The following is a 15,901-nucleotide window of genomic DNA, read 5'->3' as shown; positions in this document are numbered from 1 at the left end:
GCCCTGCGCCGCCGCGGCACGGGGTCCGACGGCGGTGCGGACCTGCTGACCAGCGCCGCCCCGGTGCTCGTCGGGCTGATCGCCGCGCTGGTCCTGATGCGGCTGTATCCGCTGCCGCTGCGTCTCGCCTCGCGCGCCGTCGCCCGGCGGCGCGGTGCGGTCGGTTTCCTCGCGTTGGCGCGCGCCGGGCGCACCTCGGCGGGCGGCACCCTCGCACTGCTCGCGCTGCTGATCGCGCTGACCACGGCGGCGTTCGGCGGCTCGGTGCTCGCGGGTGTCGCGTCCGCGCGGGACGGCGCGGCGCTGCGTGCGGTCGGCGCGGACGCCAGGATCAGCGGGCCGGGCAACTCCGTGCCGCTGCCGGAGCGCCTGGTCCGGGAGGTACGGAAGGCGGACGGTGTGCGGGCGGCGACGGGTGTGCAGATCGAGTACGACGTCCCGCTGCCAGGCGACGGCTCCGGGGACCGGCGCACCAAGGGCGCCGTCCTGGTGGGCGTCGACCCTGCCGAGTACGCCCGGCTGGCCCGCGAGACCGGCCTCGGAGCGTTCTCCGCCGACCGGTTGACGGCCGGGGGCACGGCGCGCGAGGGAGCCGCCGGGTCGAAGGACCGGGTGCTGCCCGTCCTCGCCTCGCCGTCCGTCGCCCGGCGGCTCGGCGACGGACCACGCGAGCTGTCCACGGCGGCCGGGGACTTCCGCGTACGGGTGACGGGTACGGTCACCCGTACTCCGGCCGTCTCCGACAGCGACTTCCTCGTCGTCGACGCCGCATCGCTCTCCCGCCGGCAGACCACCACGCTCCTCGTCACCGGCGGCTCACCCGACGTGCGGGCGCTGCGCGCGGCGGCGCATCAGGCCGGCAAGGACATCTCCGTACGGCTGCGCTCGGAGGAACGCGAGGCGTTCGTCGACACCCCGATGCAGCGGGGCGCCGAGGGGATCTACACGGCGGCGGTCGCGGCAGGCGCGGGCTACGCCCTGCTCGCCGTCCTGCTGTCGCTGCTGCAGACCTCACCGGAGCGCACCGCGTTGCTGGCCCGGTTGCGGACCATGGGTCTCACCTCCCGGCAGGGCCGGCGGCTCCTCGGCCTCGAAGCACTGCCGCAGGCACTGCTGGCCGCTGTCGGCGGGCTGCTCGTCGGGTGGGCGACCACGGCCCTGCTGGCGCCGGGCGTCGACCTGGTGAGCCTCGCGCTCTTCTCCGGGTCCGGCCCCGGCGGGGACGAATCCGTCGCGCTGCGGGCGGACCCGTGGTCGCTCACACTGCCGGCGCTGGGCGTCGTCGTCCTCACCGCCGCGGTGGCCGCCGCCCAGGCGTGGTGGGCCGGTCGCCGCGGACCGATCACCGAACTGAGGTCAGGAGACCACCGATGACGTCGCCGTCGCCCGACACCACCCTGGCCGAGCTCGAACAGCGGGCCGCCGCACGCCGTGACCGGCCCTCCTACGGACACGACGCGCTGATCGCCTGCGACCGCGTGGTGCGCATCTTCTCCACGGACGGGGTGGAGGTACAGGCCCTCCAGGGCCTCGATCTGCTGGTCGCGGAGGGCGAGTTGATGGCCCTGGTCGGCGCGTCCGGCAGCGGCAAGTCGACTTTGATGAACATCCTGGCGGGCCTCGACGTGCCCACGGCCGGTTCGGCGAAGGTCGCCGGGTCGGATCTGCTGTCGATGGGACCGAAGGAACGGCTCCGTTATCGCCGGGACGTCGTCGGCTTCGTCTGGCAGCAGACCGCCCGCAACCTTCTGCCGTACCTCACCGCCGTCCAGAACATCACCCTGCCGATGCAGCTGCGCGGCCGGGGCCGGGGCCGTGAACGGGCCGCGCGTGCCGAGTCCTTGCTCCGGATGCTGGACCTGGAGGAGTGCCGCGACCGGCGCCCGCAGCAGCTCTCCGGCGGCCAGCAGCAGCGGGTGGCGATCGCCGTCGCGCTCGCCAACAGCCCGTCGGTGCTGCTCGCCGACGAACCGACCGGTGAACTCGACTCGGCCACCGGTGAGCAGGTCTTCGCCGCGTTCCGCCGTGCCAACGAAGAACTCGGCACCACGATCGTGATCGTCACGCACGACCAGGCGGTGGCGAGCGAGGTCCGCCGCACGGTCGCCATCCGGGACGGCCGTACGTCCTCCGAGGTGCTGCGCCGCACCGAGGTCGACGCGGCGACCGGCCTGGAGTCGCAGGTGGCGCGGGAGTACGCGATGCTCGACCGTGCGGGCCGGCTGCAACTGCCCGCCGACTATCTGCAGGCGCTCGGGATGGAGCACCGGGTGATGCTGGAGCTGGAGCAGGACCACATCGGCGTCTGGCCGGACGACCAGCCGCAGCCGTGACACGGGGCGGCGGGGCTGTTGCTCAGCCGGCGCCGACCGTCACCGCGAGCGTGCCGAGCCCGCCGCCCGGACCGCGCACGGCGATCGAACCGAACGGGGTGCGCAGCCGCAGCCAGGGCCCGGACGCGAGCAGGGCGACCGGGAAGTCCGGCGCCGCGCGCAGGAAGCCGAGGGACTGGGCGGCGTGGACGGCCCGCAGCGGAAGTCCGGTGCCGCCGACCGTCCGCGACCAGATGTCACGGCCGATCAGGTCCCGCTCCGCCCGGGTGCGGCGTGCCTCGGGCAGTGCCTCGTCGCGGGCACGGAACTCCGCCACGGCGGCGGTGACGGCGGTGCGCAGCGGAACCGGGCCGGGCAGACCCGGCCGTTCGTGCCAGCCGCCGCGGGGCGGGAGGACACCCGTCCACGGCGGCCCGGTGACGGGGGCGGGCAGGGCGCCCGAACCGGCCGCCGGCCCCTCGGCGTGGAGGGATTCGAGGAATTCACCGGCGGACACCGTGACGTCGAACTCATGGGTGCCGGCCAGCCGGGCCGTCCGGATCGCCAGGACATCGAACGACGGCAGCCGGCCGAACACGGCCAGCGCGTTGCCGCCCGCCTGCATCCGCACCGCGGCGGCCCGGTCGTAGCGGAGCAGCCGGCCGAGGAAGGCCGCGAGGTCCGCGGCCTCCCTCGGGTCGGCGAATTCCAGCGACCGCACGGGCACCGTCATGCTGCTGCGGGCTCCTCGGCCAGGTACTGCTGGAGGTACTGCTTCTCCTCGGCGGAGATCCGCCGAGGCCGCCCCTCGGCCAGGTTGTACGGCACGATGACGGTCGAGGCCCGTACGTAGACCTGGTCCGGGTCCTTGACCTCGTACGCGATGGTCAGCTGCGCGGCACCGATCTTCGTGACCCACGACTCGACGGTCACCGGCTCGTGCCGGTGGACCAGTGGCCGTATGTAGTCGATCTCGTGCCGGGCCACCACGGACCCGCCCGAGAAGGACGGCGAACCGTCCCCCGGCGCCAGCCGGAACATGAAGTCGACGCGCGCCTCCTCCAGGTAGCGGAGGAAGACCACGTTGTTCACGTGGCCGAAGGCATCCATGTCCGACCAGCGCAGCGGGCAGCGGTAGATGTGACGCGCCAAGACGATCAGCCTCGCGTGAGCTTCTTGTACGTGGCGCGGTGCGGGCGGGCCGCGTCGGCTCCGAGGCGGTCGACCTTGTTCTTCTCGTACGACTCGAAGTTGCCCTCGAACCAGTACCACTTGGAGTCGCCCTCGTACGCCAGGATGTGCGTGGCGACGCGGTCCAGGAACCAGCGGTCGTGGGAGATGACCACAGCGGCGCCCGGGAACTCCAGCAGGGCGTTCTCCAGCGAGGACAGGGTCTCGACGTCGAGGTCGTTGGTGGGCTCGTCGAGGAGCAGCAGGTTGCCGCCCTCCTTGAGCGTCAGCGCCAGGTTGAGGCGGTTGCGCTCACCACCGGAGAGGACACCGGCCGGCTTCTGCTGGTCCGGGCCCTTGAAGCCGAACGCGGACACATAGGCACGCGAGGGCATCTCGACCTGGCCCACGTTGATGTAGTCCAGCTCGTCCGAGACGACGGCCCAGAGGGTCTTCTTCGGGTCGATGTTGGCGCGGGACTGGTCGACGTAGGAGATCTTGACCGTGTCACCGATCTTGATGGAGCCGGAGTCCGGGGTCTCCAGGCCCTGGATCATCTTGAACAGCGTGGTCTTGCCCGCGCCGTTCGGACCGATGACGCCGACGATGCCGTTGCGGGGCAGCGTGAACGACAGGTCGTCGATGAGGACCTTGTCGCCGAAGGCCTTCGAGAGGTTCTCGACCTCGACGACGATGGAACCGAGCCGCGGGCCCGGCGGGATCTGGATCTCCTCGAAGTCCAGCTTCCGCATCTTGTCGGCCTCGGCCGCCATCTCCTCGTAACGGGCGAGACGGGCCTTGGACTTGGTCTGCCGGCCCTTGGCGTTGGAGCGGACCCACTCCAGCTCTTCCTTGAGCCGCTTGGCGCGCTTCTCGTCCTTGCGGCCCTCGACCTTGAGGCGGGCGGCCTTCTTGTCGAGGTAGGTGGAGTAGTTGCCCTCGTACGGCAGGGCGCGTCCGCGGTCGAGTTCGAGGATCCACTCGGCGACGTTGTTCAGGAAGTAGCGGTCGTGGGTGACCGCGACCACGGCGCCCGCGTACTTCGAGAGGTGCTGCTCCAGCCAGTTGACCGACTCGGCGTCGAGGTGGTTGGTGGGCTCGTCGAGGAGCAGCAGGTCGGGGGCCTCGATCAGCAGCTTGCAGAGCGCGACGCGGCGCTTCTCACCACCGGAGAGGTTGACGACCGGCCAGTCGCCGGGCGGGCAGCCCAGGGCGTCCATGGCCTGCTCCAGCTGGGCGTCCAGGTCCCACGCGTTGGCATGGTCCAGGTCCTCCTGGAGCTTACCCATCTCCTCCATCAGCGCGTCGGAGTAGTCGGTCGCCATGAGCTCGGCGACCTCGTTGAAGCGCTTGAGCTTGCCCATGATCTCGGCGGCGCCGTCCTGGACGTTCTCCAGGACCGTCTTCGCCTCGTCGAGCTGCGGCTCCTGCATGAGGATGCCGACACTGAAACCGGGCGACAGGAACGCGTCGCCGTTGGACGGCTGCTCCAGGCCCGCCATGATCTTCAGCACCGTGGACTTACCGGCGCCGTTGGGGCCCACGACACCGATCTTCGCGCCGGGCAGGAAGTTCAGGGTGACGTCATCGAGGATCACCTTGTCGCCGTGCGCTTTGCGCGTCTTGCGCATGGTGTAGATGTACTCAGCCAAGAGAAACCGTCCGGCTATCGATGTGTGGGCAGATACACCCCATCTTGCCTGACGGCCGTCCCAGGACGGAAACCAGTCTCATCGGTCCCCCGCAACCTGCCCTTTCCCGCCCGCGACGGTAGCCGACCCGTCACCGACTGCCACCGTCGATCGCCGCCGAGCGCCTTCGCACGCCCCGGGGACGACCCAGGGAGGGCCGCCCCCGGAAGCGATCACCGGCGCATGTCAGGCACGCGTCAAGCCGACCACGCCCCTTCCGCCGGGTGCGCGAACGCCCTCACCGTGGTCTTCTTCCCGGCCGCGGTCCCCTCGAGCGCGAGCTGTCCGCCCATCGCCCGCAGGTCCAGGGAGAAGCGCACCACGCCCCGCTCGGCCTTCAGTCCGTGGATACGGGAATCGATGTAGCCGAGCTCGTTCAGCTTCCGCCTCACCTGAAGCGTGGTGGGCTTGCCCAGGCCGATCAGCGCCTGGGTGATGCGCGCGCCGTGCTCACGGCCTTCACACGCCTCTGTGCCGTTCAGCTCGGGCCGCTCGGGCGCCACGGTGGGGGACGGCGTGTTGGTGGGCGGCTTGTCGTCCACCGGCAGCAGCCCGCTCGGCCGCGTGGGCGGATGCTCGTCCGGGCCCGGATCGTCCGACTCCGTCGCCGCCGGGGCATCCGGCGCGCAGGGCGCACCCACCCGTTCCAGCATCTGCATGAACGCCACCTGCTCGTCCGGGCCCGGGCTGACAGCCACCTGCGCGCCCATGTTGCTCGCGGGGTTCTGCTGCCGCCGCCCGGCCTGTTCGCTGCCGCACGCAGCCAGCCCCATCACCGCGAGCGCTGCCGCCCCCGCGCACACAAGAACTCTGTTCAGCGTCATGAACAAACTTTCGCGGGACGGGCTGCCGCCCTACATGAGTACGCGTACCCATGTGCACCCTCACCGCCCGGACACATATGGTGACGCACCGTCAATATTCATGCACATCGGATGAGTTGGCCCCGGCGCTACTTCGGGCAATGGCTTCGGGTGCGTGCACGGATCGCGCTGCACGCGCCCGGCGGGCCACCGAACGGGCAGTTCACCGAGCGGGGCGGAGTGCCCGTGGGCGCCCGCCCACATATCACGGAGAACACAACGCCGAACGGCCCCGGTGCACGTATGCACCGGGGCCGCCATCGGGCACCTGTGACGCTCTGCCCGTCGTCCGTCACTCCGTGGCCGCCGGTGCGGTCACGGACGACCGGTGTGATCAGTGACCGGACGGCTGGGTCTTGCGCTTGCGGAGGAAGAAGACCGCGCCGCCGCCGACGACGACGAGGACGATCGCGACGCCCGCGATGATCGGAGTGGCGCTGGAGCCACCGGTCGCGGCGAGGTCACCCGTCGCCCCGGTCGAACCGCTGTCGGTCGTGGCCGGCGTGGGCTGGCCCGAGGTCTGGGTCTCGGGGCCACCGGCGCCGCTGCCGCCGGTCTTGCAGTCGAGAACGCCCTTGAACGTCTTCGAGAAGCCGTTGGGGCCGGTGATGGTGAAGTCGTACGCCTGGTCCTCGCCGACCGGGACGGTCACCGTCTCCGACTTGCCCGCCTCGATCGTGTGCTGCTCCCCCGCCAGCTCGAAGGTGAACGCCTCGTCGCCCTCGTTGCTCGCGGTGACGTCGACGCCACCCTTGGCGCAGTTCTTCTCCGCCGAGACCGCCGGGATCGGGCCCTTCTTGGCCCAGGTCGCGGTGGCGGTCGCGGAGACCGTGGACTGGCTGGAGCCGGCCAGGATCATGGTCTGGCTCTTGGTCTCACCGGCGAAGGCCCGGCCGACCGGCACCGAGGTGGTGGCCTGGACGGAGAGCGAGGCGGAGCCGTCGGCGGTGCCGGCCGGTACGTCGAAGTAGAGCTCGGCGCCGTTGGCCGCGGAGGTCACGGGCTGGCCGCTCTTGTCGGTGACCTTGACGCCGCTGGCTGCGTCGGCGGGCGGGGTCACGGTGACCTGGGAGGCGTTGGTGCGCACGGTGATCGGCCCGAGCCGCTCACCGGACTTGCCGGAGACCGCGGTCGGGTCCAGCGCGAGGGAAGCCTGCGGCTCCTCCTGGTTGGCGGCGTTGCTCTCCAGCCAGTCGGCGAGCTTCTCGGCCTGCGGGTCGGACGCTTCGACATCAACGCCGTCGGAGTAGCGCCAGATGGCGACCTGGGTGCCCGCCGCCGCGGTCTTCTCCGTCAGCGACCCGGTGCCCGCCTTCGCGGCGAGCGTCGCGAGGTCATCGACCTGCGGGTAGGAGTTCTCCAGGATCCAGCGGATCTTCCCCGCGTTCTTGTTGCTGCCGAGCGAGGTCTGGGACCAAGGGGTCTCAAGGTACTTCGCGCGGCTCTGGGTGGGATTGTGGAAGTCGATGCAGTAGGTCTTGATCTTGCCGCCGCCGTCGACGGTCATCTCGAACAGGCCTGCGACCAGCTTCTCGTTCTTGCCGCCCGTGTGGTTCACGGCACCGTCGTAGATCTTCAGCCCGTCCAGGACCGCGGACGCGCCCCCTTGCTGCTGCGGCGTCTGGTCGGCGACCGCGCTGCCTGCGCCGACGAGGGCCCCCGCCGCCACCAGACCGGATGCCACCACCGAGGCGGCCAGCCGGGCTATGCCCCGCCGTCGTGGCGATCCAGTCCTCGCTCTGGACGAGGGAATGGTCGTTGAAGAAGCAGAAAACACAGAATTCCCCTCCGGGCGGGACCTTCCGCGCCTGATGCGCGTGTGGGGAGCGCCCCGCCAGTCAACTCAAGTGCCCCGTGAGTACGGGGGAATCCTAGGGAGGAAGGAATGAACAGTCCCCAGTCGTACCGTCGTATAACCATTCCGACTCGGAATCGTTATCGCCTCGCTCGCGCACGCCCTCTCACGCGCCCCCAGGTACGCCCCCAAGCGCCCCATCCGCCGCGTTACGTCATGACATCGACGCAAGCTCCCGGTCGTCCTTCTCGCGCCCATCCGGCGGCTCGGCCCCCTCGGCCCGCTGCCGTCCGACTCGCTCGCCGCTTTCAACCCCTTTCTTCCGTACGGGACGTGACACGGCGTACGACGTACCCGCTGGGCCCGGCTCCTCCCCCTCGTCCGAGCGCCCCGACCCGCGCGGCCCACCCGACCAGTCCGGTTCGTCCGCCTTCTTCGGCTGCCCCGCCCGCGCCACCAGCCGCGGGTCGCTCCTCAACACCCGCCGGAACGCGGCCGTCCCACGGGTCAGATCGTGTCCCACCGCGATCGCCTCGACATCCACGAACGTCCTGCGCAGGCCTTCCCGTTCTTCCTCGCGCACCTTCAACCTGCCGTGCACGACGAGGGGTTCTCCGACGGAGACGGAACCGCACAGATTCGATGCCAGAGTCCGCCATGCCCAGACGGTGTAGAAGCTGGTGTGACCGTCCGTCCAGAACTGCTTCGTACGGTCCCAACGACGCGGTGTCACCGCGAACCGGAATCGCGCCATTCCGCCGGTCGCGGTCTCCCGGAACTCCACACCCGTCGCCGCGTTGCCCAACAGTGTCACCAAGGTTTCGTTCATGACTCCGCCTTCCCTCCGGCCTTCGGTTCCAGCGACCGCATCCGCGTGGTCACTGGTCCCAGGCTGAAGGGAAGGCGGAAATCTCGCTGCCCCCTGTGGACTACCGGCCGGTTGTGGAAAACTCCGTCACCGCCGCGTACTTCTCCCGCACCTCGCGGTACCGCACGAGTTCCGCCGCCACCGGATCGAGCACCCGCGCCCGCCCACAGGCCGCCGCCGCCTCGCGCAACTGCCGCTCGGCCTCCTGCCCGTACCGTCGCGCGGGCCCCCGGGCCGCGGCCACGCACGACCACTCCACCAACGGGCCGCCGACGACCCCGGCCAGCATCACCAGCGCGGGCGTGAGGAATCCGGGTTCGAGCACGCCGAAGATCTGACCCACCAGCCAGAGACCACCGAAGATCTGCAACAACGTCATCGACGCCTGCGCCATCACGGCGGCGGCCCACCACCGGGGCCGCGGCGGCCTCCCGCCCACGCGACCGCTGTGCGCCACACCAGAGGCCCCGGCCACCCCCGTCGCCGCGACCGTCGAACCGCCCGGACCGGCCGCACCGTGCGCACCACTCCTCGCCTCACCCGGGGCACAGTTCGCCGCCCGCCCCCGCCCGTCCGTGGTGCCGAACCTCTCCGCCAGCTCGTCGAGCGCCTCCGGCAGCCCCTGCGCACCGTTCACCGCGGCCTCGCGCACCGCCTGCGCCCACGGTCCGGGCAGCCCGCCGGCGGCCTCGTCCGCCACCGTCCGTACGGCCTGTTCGACCCCTTGCCGGGCGGTGAGCTGCTCCTCGACGGGTGCGGGCTGCACCGGGTACTCCGGGCTTCCCGACCGCCGGGTCGCCTCGAACCAGCGCCACAGCCGCAGCCACGGCGTGCCGCACGCACGCCCGGCGTTCCTGCGCCACTCGCGCTCCGCCGCCTGTCCCGCCGCGGCCGCTCCGACGGCTTCCGCGAGCCGGTCGGCGAACTCCTCGCGGGCCTGCTCGCTGAGACCGGGGCGCCCCTCGGCGACATACACCGGACGGAGCCTGGCCGCGGCGGCGTCCACATCGGCGGACAGCCGGCGGCCCGCCGCGGCGCGCTCCTGGACGAACCGGCCGAGCGTCTCCCGCAGTTCGCCCACGCCCTCACCGGTGAGCGCGGACAGGGACAGGACGGTGGCGCCCGGTTCGCCGTGCTCACCGAGCGCCATGCCGTCCTCGTCGAGCAGCCGTCGCAGATCGTCGAGGACCTGGTCGGCGGCATCGCCGGGCAGCCGGTCGATCTGGTTGAGCACGACGAAGGTGACCTCGGCATGTCCGGCGAGCGGCCGCAGATAGCGCTCGTGCAGGGCCGCGTCCGCGTACTTCTCCGGGTCCACGACCCAGATCACCGCGTCGACCAGTGCGAGCACCCGGTCGACCTGCTCCCGATGTTCGGTCGCCGCCGAGTCGTGGTCGGGCAGGTCGACGAGGACGAGCCCCTGGAGCGCCTCGTCGACGTCCGTACCGCTCCGCTGCGGCCTGCGCCTGAGCCGTCCGGGGATGGCGAGCCGGTCCAGCAGCCCGGCCGCCCCGTCGGTCCAGGAACAGGCGATCGGGGCGGAGGTCGTCGGCCTGCGCAGCCCGGTCTCGGAGATCTGGACGCCCGCGAGGGAGTTGAACAGGGTCGACTTGCCGCTGCCGGTCGCCCCGGCGATGGCGATGACGGTGTGCCGGGCGGACAGCCGCTGACGGGCCGCCGCCTCGTCGAGCACGCGCCCCGCCTCCCCGAGCGTGGACAGGTCGAGCCGGGCCCTGGACAGCCCGACCAGCTCACGCAGTGCGTCGAGCCGGGGCCGGAGCGGGCCGTCGGATGGTACGTACGCCTCGACCTGGGGTGGCCGTACGTCCTCGTACGGGGCAGCCCCCGGCCCGGAACCCGTCGCCCTGGCCGCCTGCCTGACTGCCGTCCTGGCCGCGGCCGCCTTCGCATCCGCCGCTCTGGCTGCCGCGCGCCGGGCGATGAGCCCGTCGTTCCAGTCCCCTTCCGCCTCCGACGGGACCGGGCGCCCTCCGTGGTGCGCCGGGTGCGGGCTCCGGTGATCCCGGTTCCGGTCGTCGTGGGAGGACGGGATCTCGCTCCGGCCGGGCCCCTCGTCAATGACGGCAGTCATCGCTACCACCTCTCCTTCTGCAGTACGGACAGCGCGGCAATCAGTTCGGCTTGCGGCTCCGGGGCCACGTCGAGCGCGTCGAGCGGCGCCAGCCGCCGGTCGCGCTCACCGTCCAGCACCCGGTCGAGGCAGTCGGTGAGCAGCGCGACGCCCTTGTCGCGCAGCCGCAGCGCGCCCTGGGCGCCGATCCTCTCGGCGAGCTGTTCCCCGGCGCTCCGGGTGCGGCGCCCGCCGAGCAGCGAGGCGGCCAGCAGCGCCGCCACCGTCTCGGCGTCGGGTGCGGTGCCGCGCTCGAGCCGGCGCACTTCTTCCTCGGCCAGTTCCTCCAGCACCCGCCACCAGCGCCGTACGGCCATGAAGATCCGGCCCCGGATGTCCTCGGCGGGCCCCCATCCCCCGGATTCCCGACCGACTCCCTCGAAGCCGAACACCCCGGCCGCGGGCTCGCGCTGCCAGGTCGTACGGATCTGTTCGTCGGCGGCGGCCACGGCGCACTGCAGGAGTGCGGCGAGGCTCTCCACCAGCGCTTCGAGGAGTTCCCCGGAGGTGCTGTACACCGGGTACCCACGCCACCGGGTCCGTGCGTCCCCGGCGAGCACACCGCCGTTGCTCAGTCGTCGACGCACCCGCTCGCCCTCGGCGCGGTACGCGTCCTCGACCACACCGGTCAGCCGCACGGCCGCCGCGTACTGCGCCGCGACGGCCCCGGCCAGCGCAGGCATCCGTATGTCCAGCGAGGAGATGACCCCGGCCGCCGTCCGCCCGACCGTCTGCCGGCGGGCGGCCGGATCCTGGGCGCGGTGAGTGAGCCAGGCGCGCAGCGGGGCGACCGCGGTGGTGGGCAGCAGCCCGCTGCCGCCGCCGGCCGATTCGGGCAGCTCGGGGATGGTGAAGCGCGGCACCTCACCGAGGCCCGCCTTGGTGAGCAGCGCCCCGTACTGCCGCGACACCTCCGCGATCACCTGGTGCGGCACCCGGTCGAGGACGGTGACGAGCGAGGCGTCGTACTCCTTGGCCGTGCGCAGCAAATGCCACGGCACGGCGTCCGCGTACCGGGAGGCCGTGGTCACCATGACCCACACGTCCGCGGCGCAGATCAGCTCGGCGGCCAGCCTCCGGTTCCGCACCAGGAGCGAGTCGATGTCGGGCGCGTCGAGCAGCGCGAGCCCGCGCGGCAGCCCGGCGGAGGTCTCGACACGGAGGGTGGTCCCGCCCGCCTCGTCGGCCGCGTCGAGGTCGTCGAGGTCGTCGCACCGGCCGGGGATCCCGGCCGCCTCCGGCGGCAGCCAGACCCTGGTGAGCTGTGGCAGTACGCGGACCCCGGCGAACCAGTGGTAGTCGTCCGGGTGGCAGACGAGCACCGGCGTCCGTGTGGTCGGCCGCAGCACGCCTGCCTCGCTGACCCGCCGCCCCACCAGGGAATTGACGAGCGTCGACTTCCCTGCCCCGGTGGATCCGCCGATCACGGCGAGCAGGGGTGCTTCAGGATCTCTGAGCCGGGGAAGCAGGTAGTCGTCGAGTTGGGCGAGCAGTTCGTCGCGGTTCTGGCGGGCGCGTGCGGCCCCCGGAAGCGGAAGTGGAAGACGCACGGCAGCGACACGGTCGCGCAGGGCGGAGAGTGCGTCGATGAGCTGAGGCCGTACATCCAAGGTCACCACATGCGAAGAATGCCCAATTTTGGCGCCTTTTTGAAGCGTATACCCACCTCTGCGCGCCGGTTCTCTCCTCAAAACGGAGTCGGGACAGACGGGACGAGTGGGGCGCAGGCATAACGAGTGCACAACACCCGGGGCCCGAGACGTCAAAAGCGATGCGCGAATCCCACCTACCTGCGATTATCGGTTCGCTTCACCGAACCTCCACATAGTGCCACGCAGGTGAAGCAACCGGGTCCAGGCGATCGGAGCCCTATCCTTGTCCCGGCGGGTCGGCGACCGGCCCGGCCCCAGGGCTCCAGGCCGCCGAGGCACCACCCGGCCCCCGTAGCTCAGTGGATAGAGCAGGCGCCTTCTAAGCGCTTGGCCGCAGGTTCGAGTCCTGCCGGGGGCGCTTTGCCCGCACGACATCAGGCCCTCCCTCGGGAGGGCCTTTTTGCGGGTCACAGCACCGTAGCGAAGGCGGCGTAGTGAACGCGTAAGTGCCGGACGCCGCCGGGTCAGGGCGGAGACGTGGCCGGCGCCGTCCGGCTGCCACCGGGGTTTCGCGGGTGGCGGTGTCGCACGGTGATCCGACAGACCCGCCTGGTCGAAGGCGTCGAGGTGGCCGGCCTGGACGAGCGGGTCGTCCATGTCCTGCTGTCAGGAGGTCCGTCAGTCCATGGAGCCGCACACGAACCCGTACCGGCGGGAGAGCTGACCCACGTCGCCCTCGGCGCCCATGCCGCCAGGCAGGCGGCCGAGGCGTCCTGCGTCTCGTCGAGCCGCTGCCGCTGACGCTGCCGCGGATCTTGCTTCTGACCGCTGATGCCAGCAGAACTGCGCGATCGATCGCAGACCTCATCACCAGTCTCGAGAATGCACTCTCAAGGGAATGATTGTTGAGGCGCCGCCACCTGAAGGGAACCCCACGCTCATGACCACCGCACCCTTCGAAGGTGGGACATCCATTCCGCCCATGCCCGAGCGAACTCCGAAGTCGTTGCGCGCCGCCATCGCCCAGCACGCGCCGCAACTCCTCGTGGACTTCGACCGGCACTGGCGCCGCGACATCGCGGATGCCTACGACCTCGCCCCCGTCCCCGCCTTCATGGCTCGGTGGTGGGGTGAGTATGCCCTCGCCCGTAATCCGGTACTCGAAGCAAGGGTTCACCGCCTGGAGGACGAGGCTGCCCAAGAGAGCGACTACGCGCGTGCCAAGGCGATGATCGAGGCAGCCGGACACATCCGCCGGACAGCAGCGAAGGCGGAACCCGGCCAGTGACAGACGCCGTCTATCGTCTCGGATCACGAGGCCCGTCCGTCCCACGGGCCAAACGCGCGGATGAGGGGATGCCGCGTGCGGCACACGGAGGAGACCGTCGATGTCCGGCTGGGTTCGGCGCAGACCGCTGTCCCGGTCCTCCTGGGGATGGCCTTGGGAACGGGCCTGCTCGCCCTGGGCCTGTGGTGGACCGCCGACCCCATGACGGGCCGGGGAACTGCGCCACTGCGCCTACGCGGCCGCCGCGGGTGTGGTCGGCCTATTGATCCTGCCGCGCAGCAACGGCGTGCGGCTCACCCCGGAGTGCCTGGTGACCTTTTCGCCCTTCGCTCATCGAGAGCGCCGCATCCCCTGGGCGGACCTGTCGAGTATCGATGTCCGTCGCAGCCTCGGAGTGCGCCGGGTGAGCATCTCGCTGGTGACGGGCGAGCGCCTGACGCTGGCAGCCCCTGTGTCGTTCCTCGACCGTCGCTTCGACGCCCGTGTCGAGGAGCTGACCGGGTGGTGGGAGACCCGGCGTCGTTGAACCAGGCCGGCCGGGCACACGTCCGCACAGCCCGGCCGGGCACGTCCGTACGATCCCGCCGCTCAGTCCATCTCGCCCTCCGCCTCGCCCCCGGACGAACCGTCGCCCCGTCCGCTCCTGAGCCGGTCGGCCTGTTCGATGGCGGTCGCCAGCTTGCGTACCGAGTCGTCCTCGGTCTCGGACGCCAGCTTCTCCGCCCGCGAGGCGAGTTCGCCGAGGCCGGGTGCGCCGGGGAGGTCGCCGCCGCGCAGGGTGTCGGCGAAGTACGCGGCGACCGCGGTGACCTGGAGGCGCTTGCTGCCGCCGCCCCACAGCGGCCCGTCGATGGCGGTGGTCGCCACCGAGCCGGTCTGCTCGTGCGGGGCCCGGGACGTGGGGTCGAGCCAGCGGACGGTGGCGGTTGCCACGTGTCCGGCGGCGCCCTTCCTGAGGTGGACGGCGTAGAGCGCCGTCACCGTGTGGCCGGGGCCGACCTCGCCGCCGTCGACCCGGTCGTTGCGGAAGTCCTCGTCGGCGACCTTCCGGTCCTCGTAGCCGATCAGCTTGAACTGCTGGACCGTCTTCGGGTCGAAGGCGACCTGGGCCTTGGCGTCGCGGGCCGTCAGTTCGAGGTGGGCGGGCAACTGGTCGACGAAGACCTTGCGGGCCTGCTCCTCGTCGGCGATGTAGGTGGTGTGGCCGTCGCCCTTGTTGGTGAGCCGTTCCATCAGGGCGTCGCCGTAGTCGCTGCCGACGCCGACGCCGAAGAGGGTGATGCCGTGTTCGCGGCGGGCGGAGCCGATGCGTTCGAGGATGGCTTCGGCATCGGTCTCGCCGGTGTTGGCGAGGGCGTCGGAGAGCAGCACGACCCGGTTGTTGGCGCCCTTGACACGCCCCTCGACGGCCTCGGTGTACCCGCGGCGGATGCCTGCTTCCAGGTTGGTGGAGTCGGTGGGTTCCATGGCGTCGATCCGGTCGCGGATCCTGCCGCGGTGGTCCCGCAGCCGGGTCATCGGCAGGAGCGTCCTGGCCTCGTCGCTGAAGGTGACCAGGGAGATCGAGTCGTCGTCGCGCAGTTCGTCGGTGAGGATGCCGAGGGACTTCTTCACCAGGTCGAGTCGGCCCGGTTCGGCCATCGAGCCGGAGATGTCGACGACGAACGTGAGCGCGGCGGGCGGGCGTTCGTCGCGGGCGGGGGCGGCGCGGGTGGCCAGGCCGACCCGTACCAGGGACCAGTCACCGGCCGCGGAACCGGCACGGGCCCCGTCCACGTTCACGGTGAAGCCGTTGCCGGTCGGGCGCTTGTAGCCCTGCCGGAAGCTGTTGACGAACTCCTCGGGCCGTACGGTGCTCGGCTCGGGCAGATTGCCGTCGGCGAGGGTGCGGCGGGCGTACCCGTACGAAGCGGTGTCGACGTCCAGGGCGAAGGTGGACAGGTAGTCGGGCGATGCGGATTCCCGCAGCCCGTCCTGCTTCTTCGCACCGTCTGCGCTCTTCGCACCGTCGGCCGTGCCGCCCGACGTGGCAGGGGCGGGGGCGGGAGCGGGGGCGCCCTTGCGGTCGGCGGAGCTGGACTCGTTCCCGTCGCCCGAGCATCCGGTGAGCAGCACCCCGCCCGCCAGGAGGACTCCGAGCGCCCCTCGCCATGTCCGTACGTGGTACTTCGCTGTCCGGCGTTCCATGCCC

At 71.5% G+C, this 15,901-nt stretch carries 14 protein-coding genes and 1 tRNA gene; 6 read left to right on the top strand and 9 right to left on the bottom strand.

All coding sequences use genetic code 11. The features are described from left to right. Positions 1 to 1,374: FtsX-like permease family protein (locus AB0L71_RS16145; protein WP_365242922.1), on the top strand; the 1,374-nt coding region annotated here is incomplete at its 5' end. Next, positions 1,371 to 2,333: an ATP-binding cassette domain-containing protein gene (locus AB0L71_RS16140; RefSeq protein WP_365242920.1), complete on the top strand. Its 963-nt coding sequence runs from the start codon at positions 1,371 to 1,373 to the stop codon at positions 2,331 to 2,333. The genes AB0L71_RS16145 and AB0L71_RS16140, both read left to right, overlap by 4 nt. 22 nt (positions 2,334 to 2,355) lie before the next feature. Here AB0L71_RS16140 and AB0L71_RS16135 read toward each other — a convergent pair whose 3' ends face one another. From AB0L71_RS16135 to AB0L71_RS16100, 8 genes are all read right to left on the bottom strand, one after another. Further along, positions 2,356 to 3,045: a hypothetical protein gene (locus AB0L71_RS16135; protein ID WP_365242919.1), complete on the bottom strand. Its 690-nt coding sequence runs from the start codon at positions 3,043 to 3,045 to the stop codon at positions 2,356 to 2,358. After that, positions 3,042 to 3,464: a thioesterase family protein gene (locus tag AB0L71_RS16130; protein WP_365242917.1), complete on the bottom strand. Its 423-nt coding sequence runs from the start codon at positions 3,462 to 3,464 to the stop codon at positions 3,042 to 3,044. Before AB0L71_RS16130 ends, AB0L71_RS16135 begins: the two co-directional genes overlap by 4 nt. Positions 3,465 to 3,469: 5 nt before the next feature. After that, positions 3,470 to 5,134 (bottom strand): energy-dependent translational throttle protein EttA, encoded by a 1,665-nt coding sequence (ettA, locus tag AB0L71_RS16125; RefSeq protein WP_365242915.1) that lies wholly within the window; start codon positions 5,132 to 5,134, stop codon positions 3,470 to 3,472. Between the two features lie 236 nt (positions 5,135 to 5,370). Next, a complete protein-coding gene (locus AB0L71_RS16120; RefSeq protein ID WP_365242913.1) occupies positions 5,371 to 5,997 on the bottom strand; it encodes a hypothetical protein in 627 nt (208 codons plus the stop codon). 373 nt (positions 5,998 to 6,370) lie between these two features. After that, entirely contained in the window at positions 6,371 to 7,813 is a 1,443-nt protein-coding gene (locus tag AB0L71_RS16115; RefSeq protein WP_365242911.1) for a Cys-Gln thioester bond-forming surface protein, read from the bottom strand. 232 nt (positions 7,814 to 8,045) lie between these two features. Next, a complete protein-coding gene (locus tag AB0L71_RS16110) occupies positions 8,046 to 8,660 on the bottom strand; it encodes a single-stranded DNA-binding protein (protein WP_365242909.1) in 615 nt (204 codons plus the stop codon). A gap of 100 nt (positions 8,661 to 8,760) precedes the next feature. After that, the gene (locus tag AB0L71_RS16105; protein WP_365242907.1) at positions 8,761 to 10,791 is read right to left on the bottom strand and encodes a GTP-binding protein; all 2,031 of its coding nucleotides are present in this window, start codon (positions 10,789 to 10,791) and stop codon (positions 8,761 to 8,763) included. Positions 10,792 to 10,793: 2 nt separating this feature from the next. Then, the gene (locus AB0L71_RS16100) at positions 10,794 to 12,440 is read right to left on the bottom strand and encodes a dynamin family protein (RefSeq protein WP_365242939.1); all 1,647 of its coding nucleotides are present in this window, start codon (positions 12,438 to 12,440) and stop codon (positions 10,794 to 10,796) included. 327 nt (positions 12,441 to 12,767) lie between these two features. On the opposite strand from AB0L71_RS16100, the gene AB0L71_RS16095 reads away from it, so the two are divergent. From AB0L71_RS16095 to AB0L71_RS16080, 4 genes are all read left to right on the top strand, one after another. After that, positions 12,768 to 12,840: transfer RNA gene (locus AB0L71_RS16095), tRNA-Arg, on the top strand. Between the two features lie 173 nt (positions 12,841 to 13,013). After that, entirely contained in the window at positions 13,014 to 13,223 is a 210-nt protein-coding gene (locus AB0L71_RS16090) for a hypothetical protein (RefSeq protein ID WP_365242905.1), read from the top strand. A gap of 181 nt (positions 13,224 to 13,404) precedes the next feature. Continuing rightward, entirely contained in the window at positions 13,405 to 13,710 is a 306-nt protein-coding gene (locus AB0L71_RS16085) for a hypothetical protein (RefSeq protein WP_365242904.1), read from the top strand. A gap of 310 nt (positions 13,711 to 14,020) precedes the next feature. Continuing rightward, positions 14,021 to 14,236: a hypothetical protein gene (locus AB0L71_RS16080; protein WP_365242902.1), complete on the top strand. Its 216-nt coding sequence runs from the start codon at positions 14,021 to 14,023 to the stop codon at positions 14,234 to 14,236. Positions 14,237 to 14,298: 62 nt separating this feature from the next. Here the strand turns inward: AB0L71_RS16080 and AB0L71_RS16075 are convergent, their stop codons facing one another. Continuing rightward, entirely contained in the window at positions 14,299 to 15,897 is a 1,599-nt protein-coding gene (locus AB0L71_RS16075; protein ID WP_365242900.1) for a von Willebrand factor type A domain-containing protein, read from the bottom strand. Between the last annotated feature and the right edge of the window lie 4 nt (positions 15,898 to 15,901).

Source organism: Streptomyces sp. NPDC052052, from assembly GCF_040680455.1.
In the GTDB taxonomy this organism is placed as follows: Bacteria; Actinomycetota; Actinomycetes; order Streptomycetales; family Streptomycetaceae; genus Streptomyces.
The sequence above is the reverse complement of the archived record's forward strand: the minus strand, read 5'-3'. Positions and strand labels throughout refer to the sequence as shown.

Coding starts and splice junctions, on each gene's coding strand:
- AB0L71_RS16140 (WP_365242920.1), top strand. CDS start 1,371: ATGACGTCGCCGTCGCCCGACACCACCCTGGCCGAGCTCGAACAGCGG.
- AB0L71_RS16135 (WP_365242919.1), bottom strand. CDS start 3,045: ATGACGGTGCCCGTGCGGTCGCTGGAATTCGCCGACCCGAGGGAGGCC.
- AB0L71_RS16120 (WP_365242913.1), bottom strand. CDS start 5,997: ATGACGCTGAACAGAGTTCTTGTGTGCGCGGGGGCGGCAGCGCTCGCG.
- AB0L71_RS16110 (WP_365242909.1), bottom strand. CDS start 8,660: ATGAACGAAACCTTGGTGACACTGTTGGGCAACGCGGCGACGGGTGTG.
- AB0L71_RS16105 (WP_365242907.1), bottom strand. CDS start 10,791: ATGACTGCCGTCATTGACGAGGGGCCCGGCCGGAGCGAGATCCCGTCC.
- AB0L71_RS16085 (WP_365242904.1), top strand. CDS start 13,405: ATGCCCGAGCGAACTCCGAAGTCGTTGCGCGCCGCCATCGCCCAGCAC.
- AB0L71_RS16075 (WP_365242900.1), bottom strand. CDS start 15,897: ATGGAACGCCGGACAGCGAAGTACCACGTACGGACATGGCGAGGGGCG.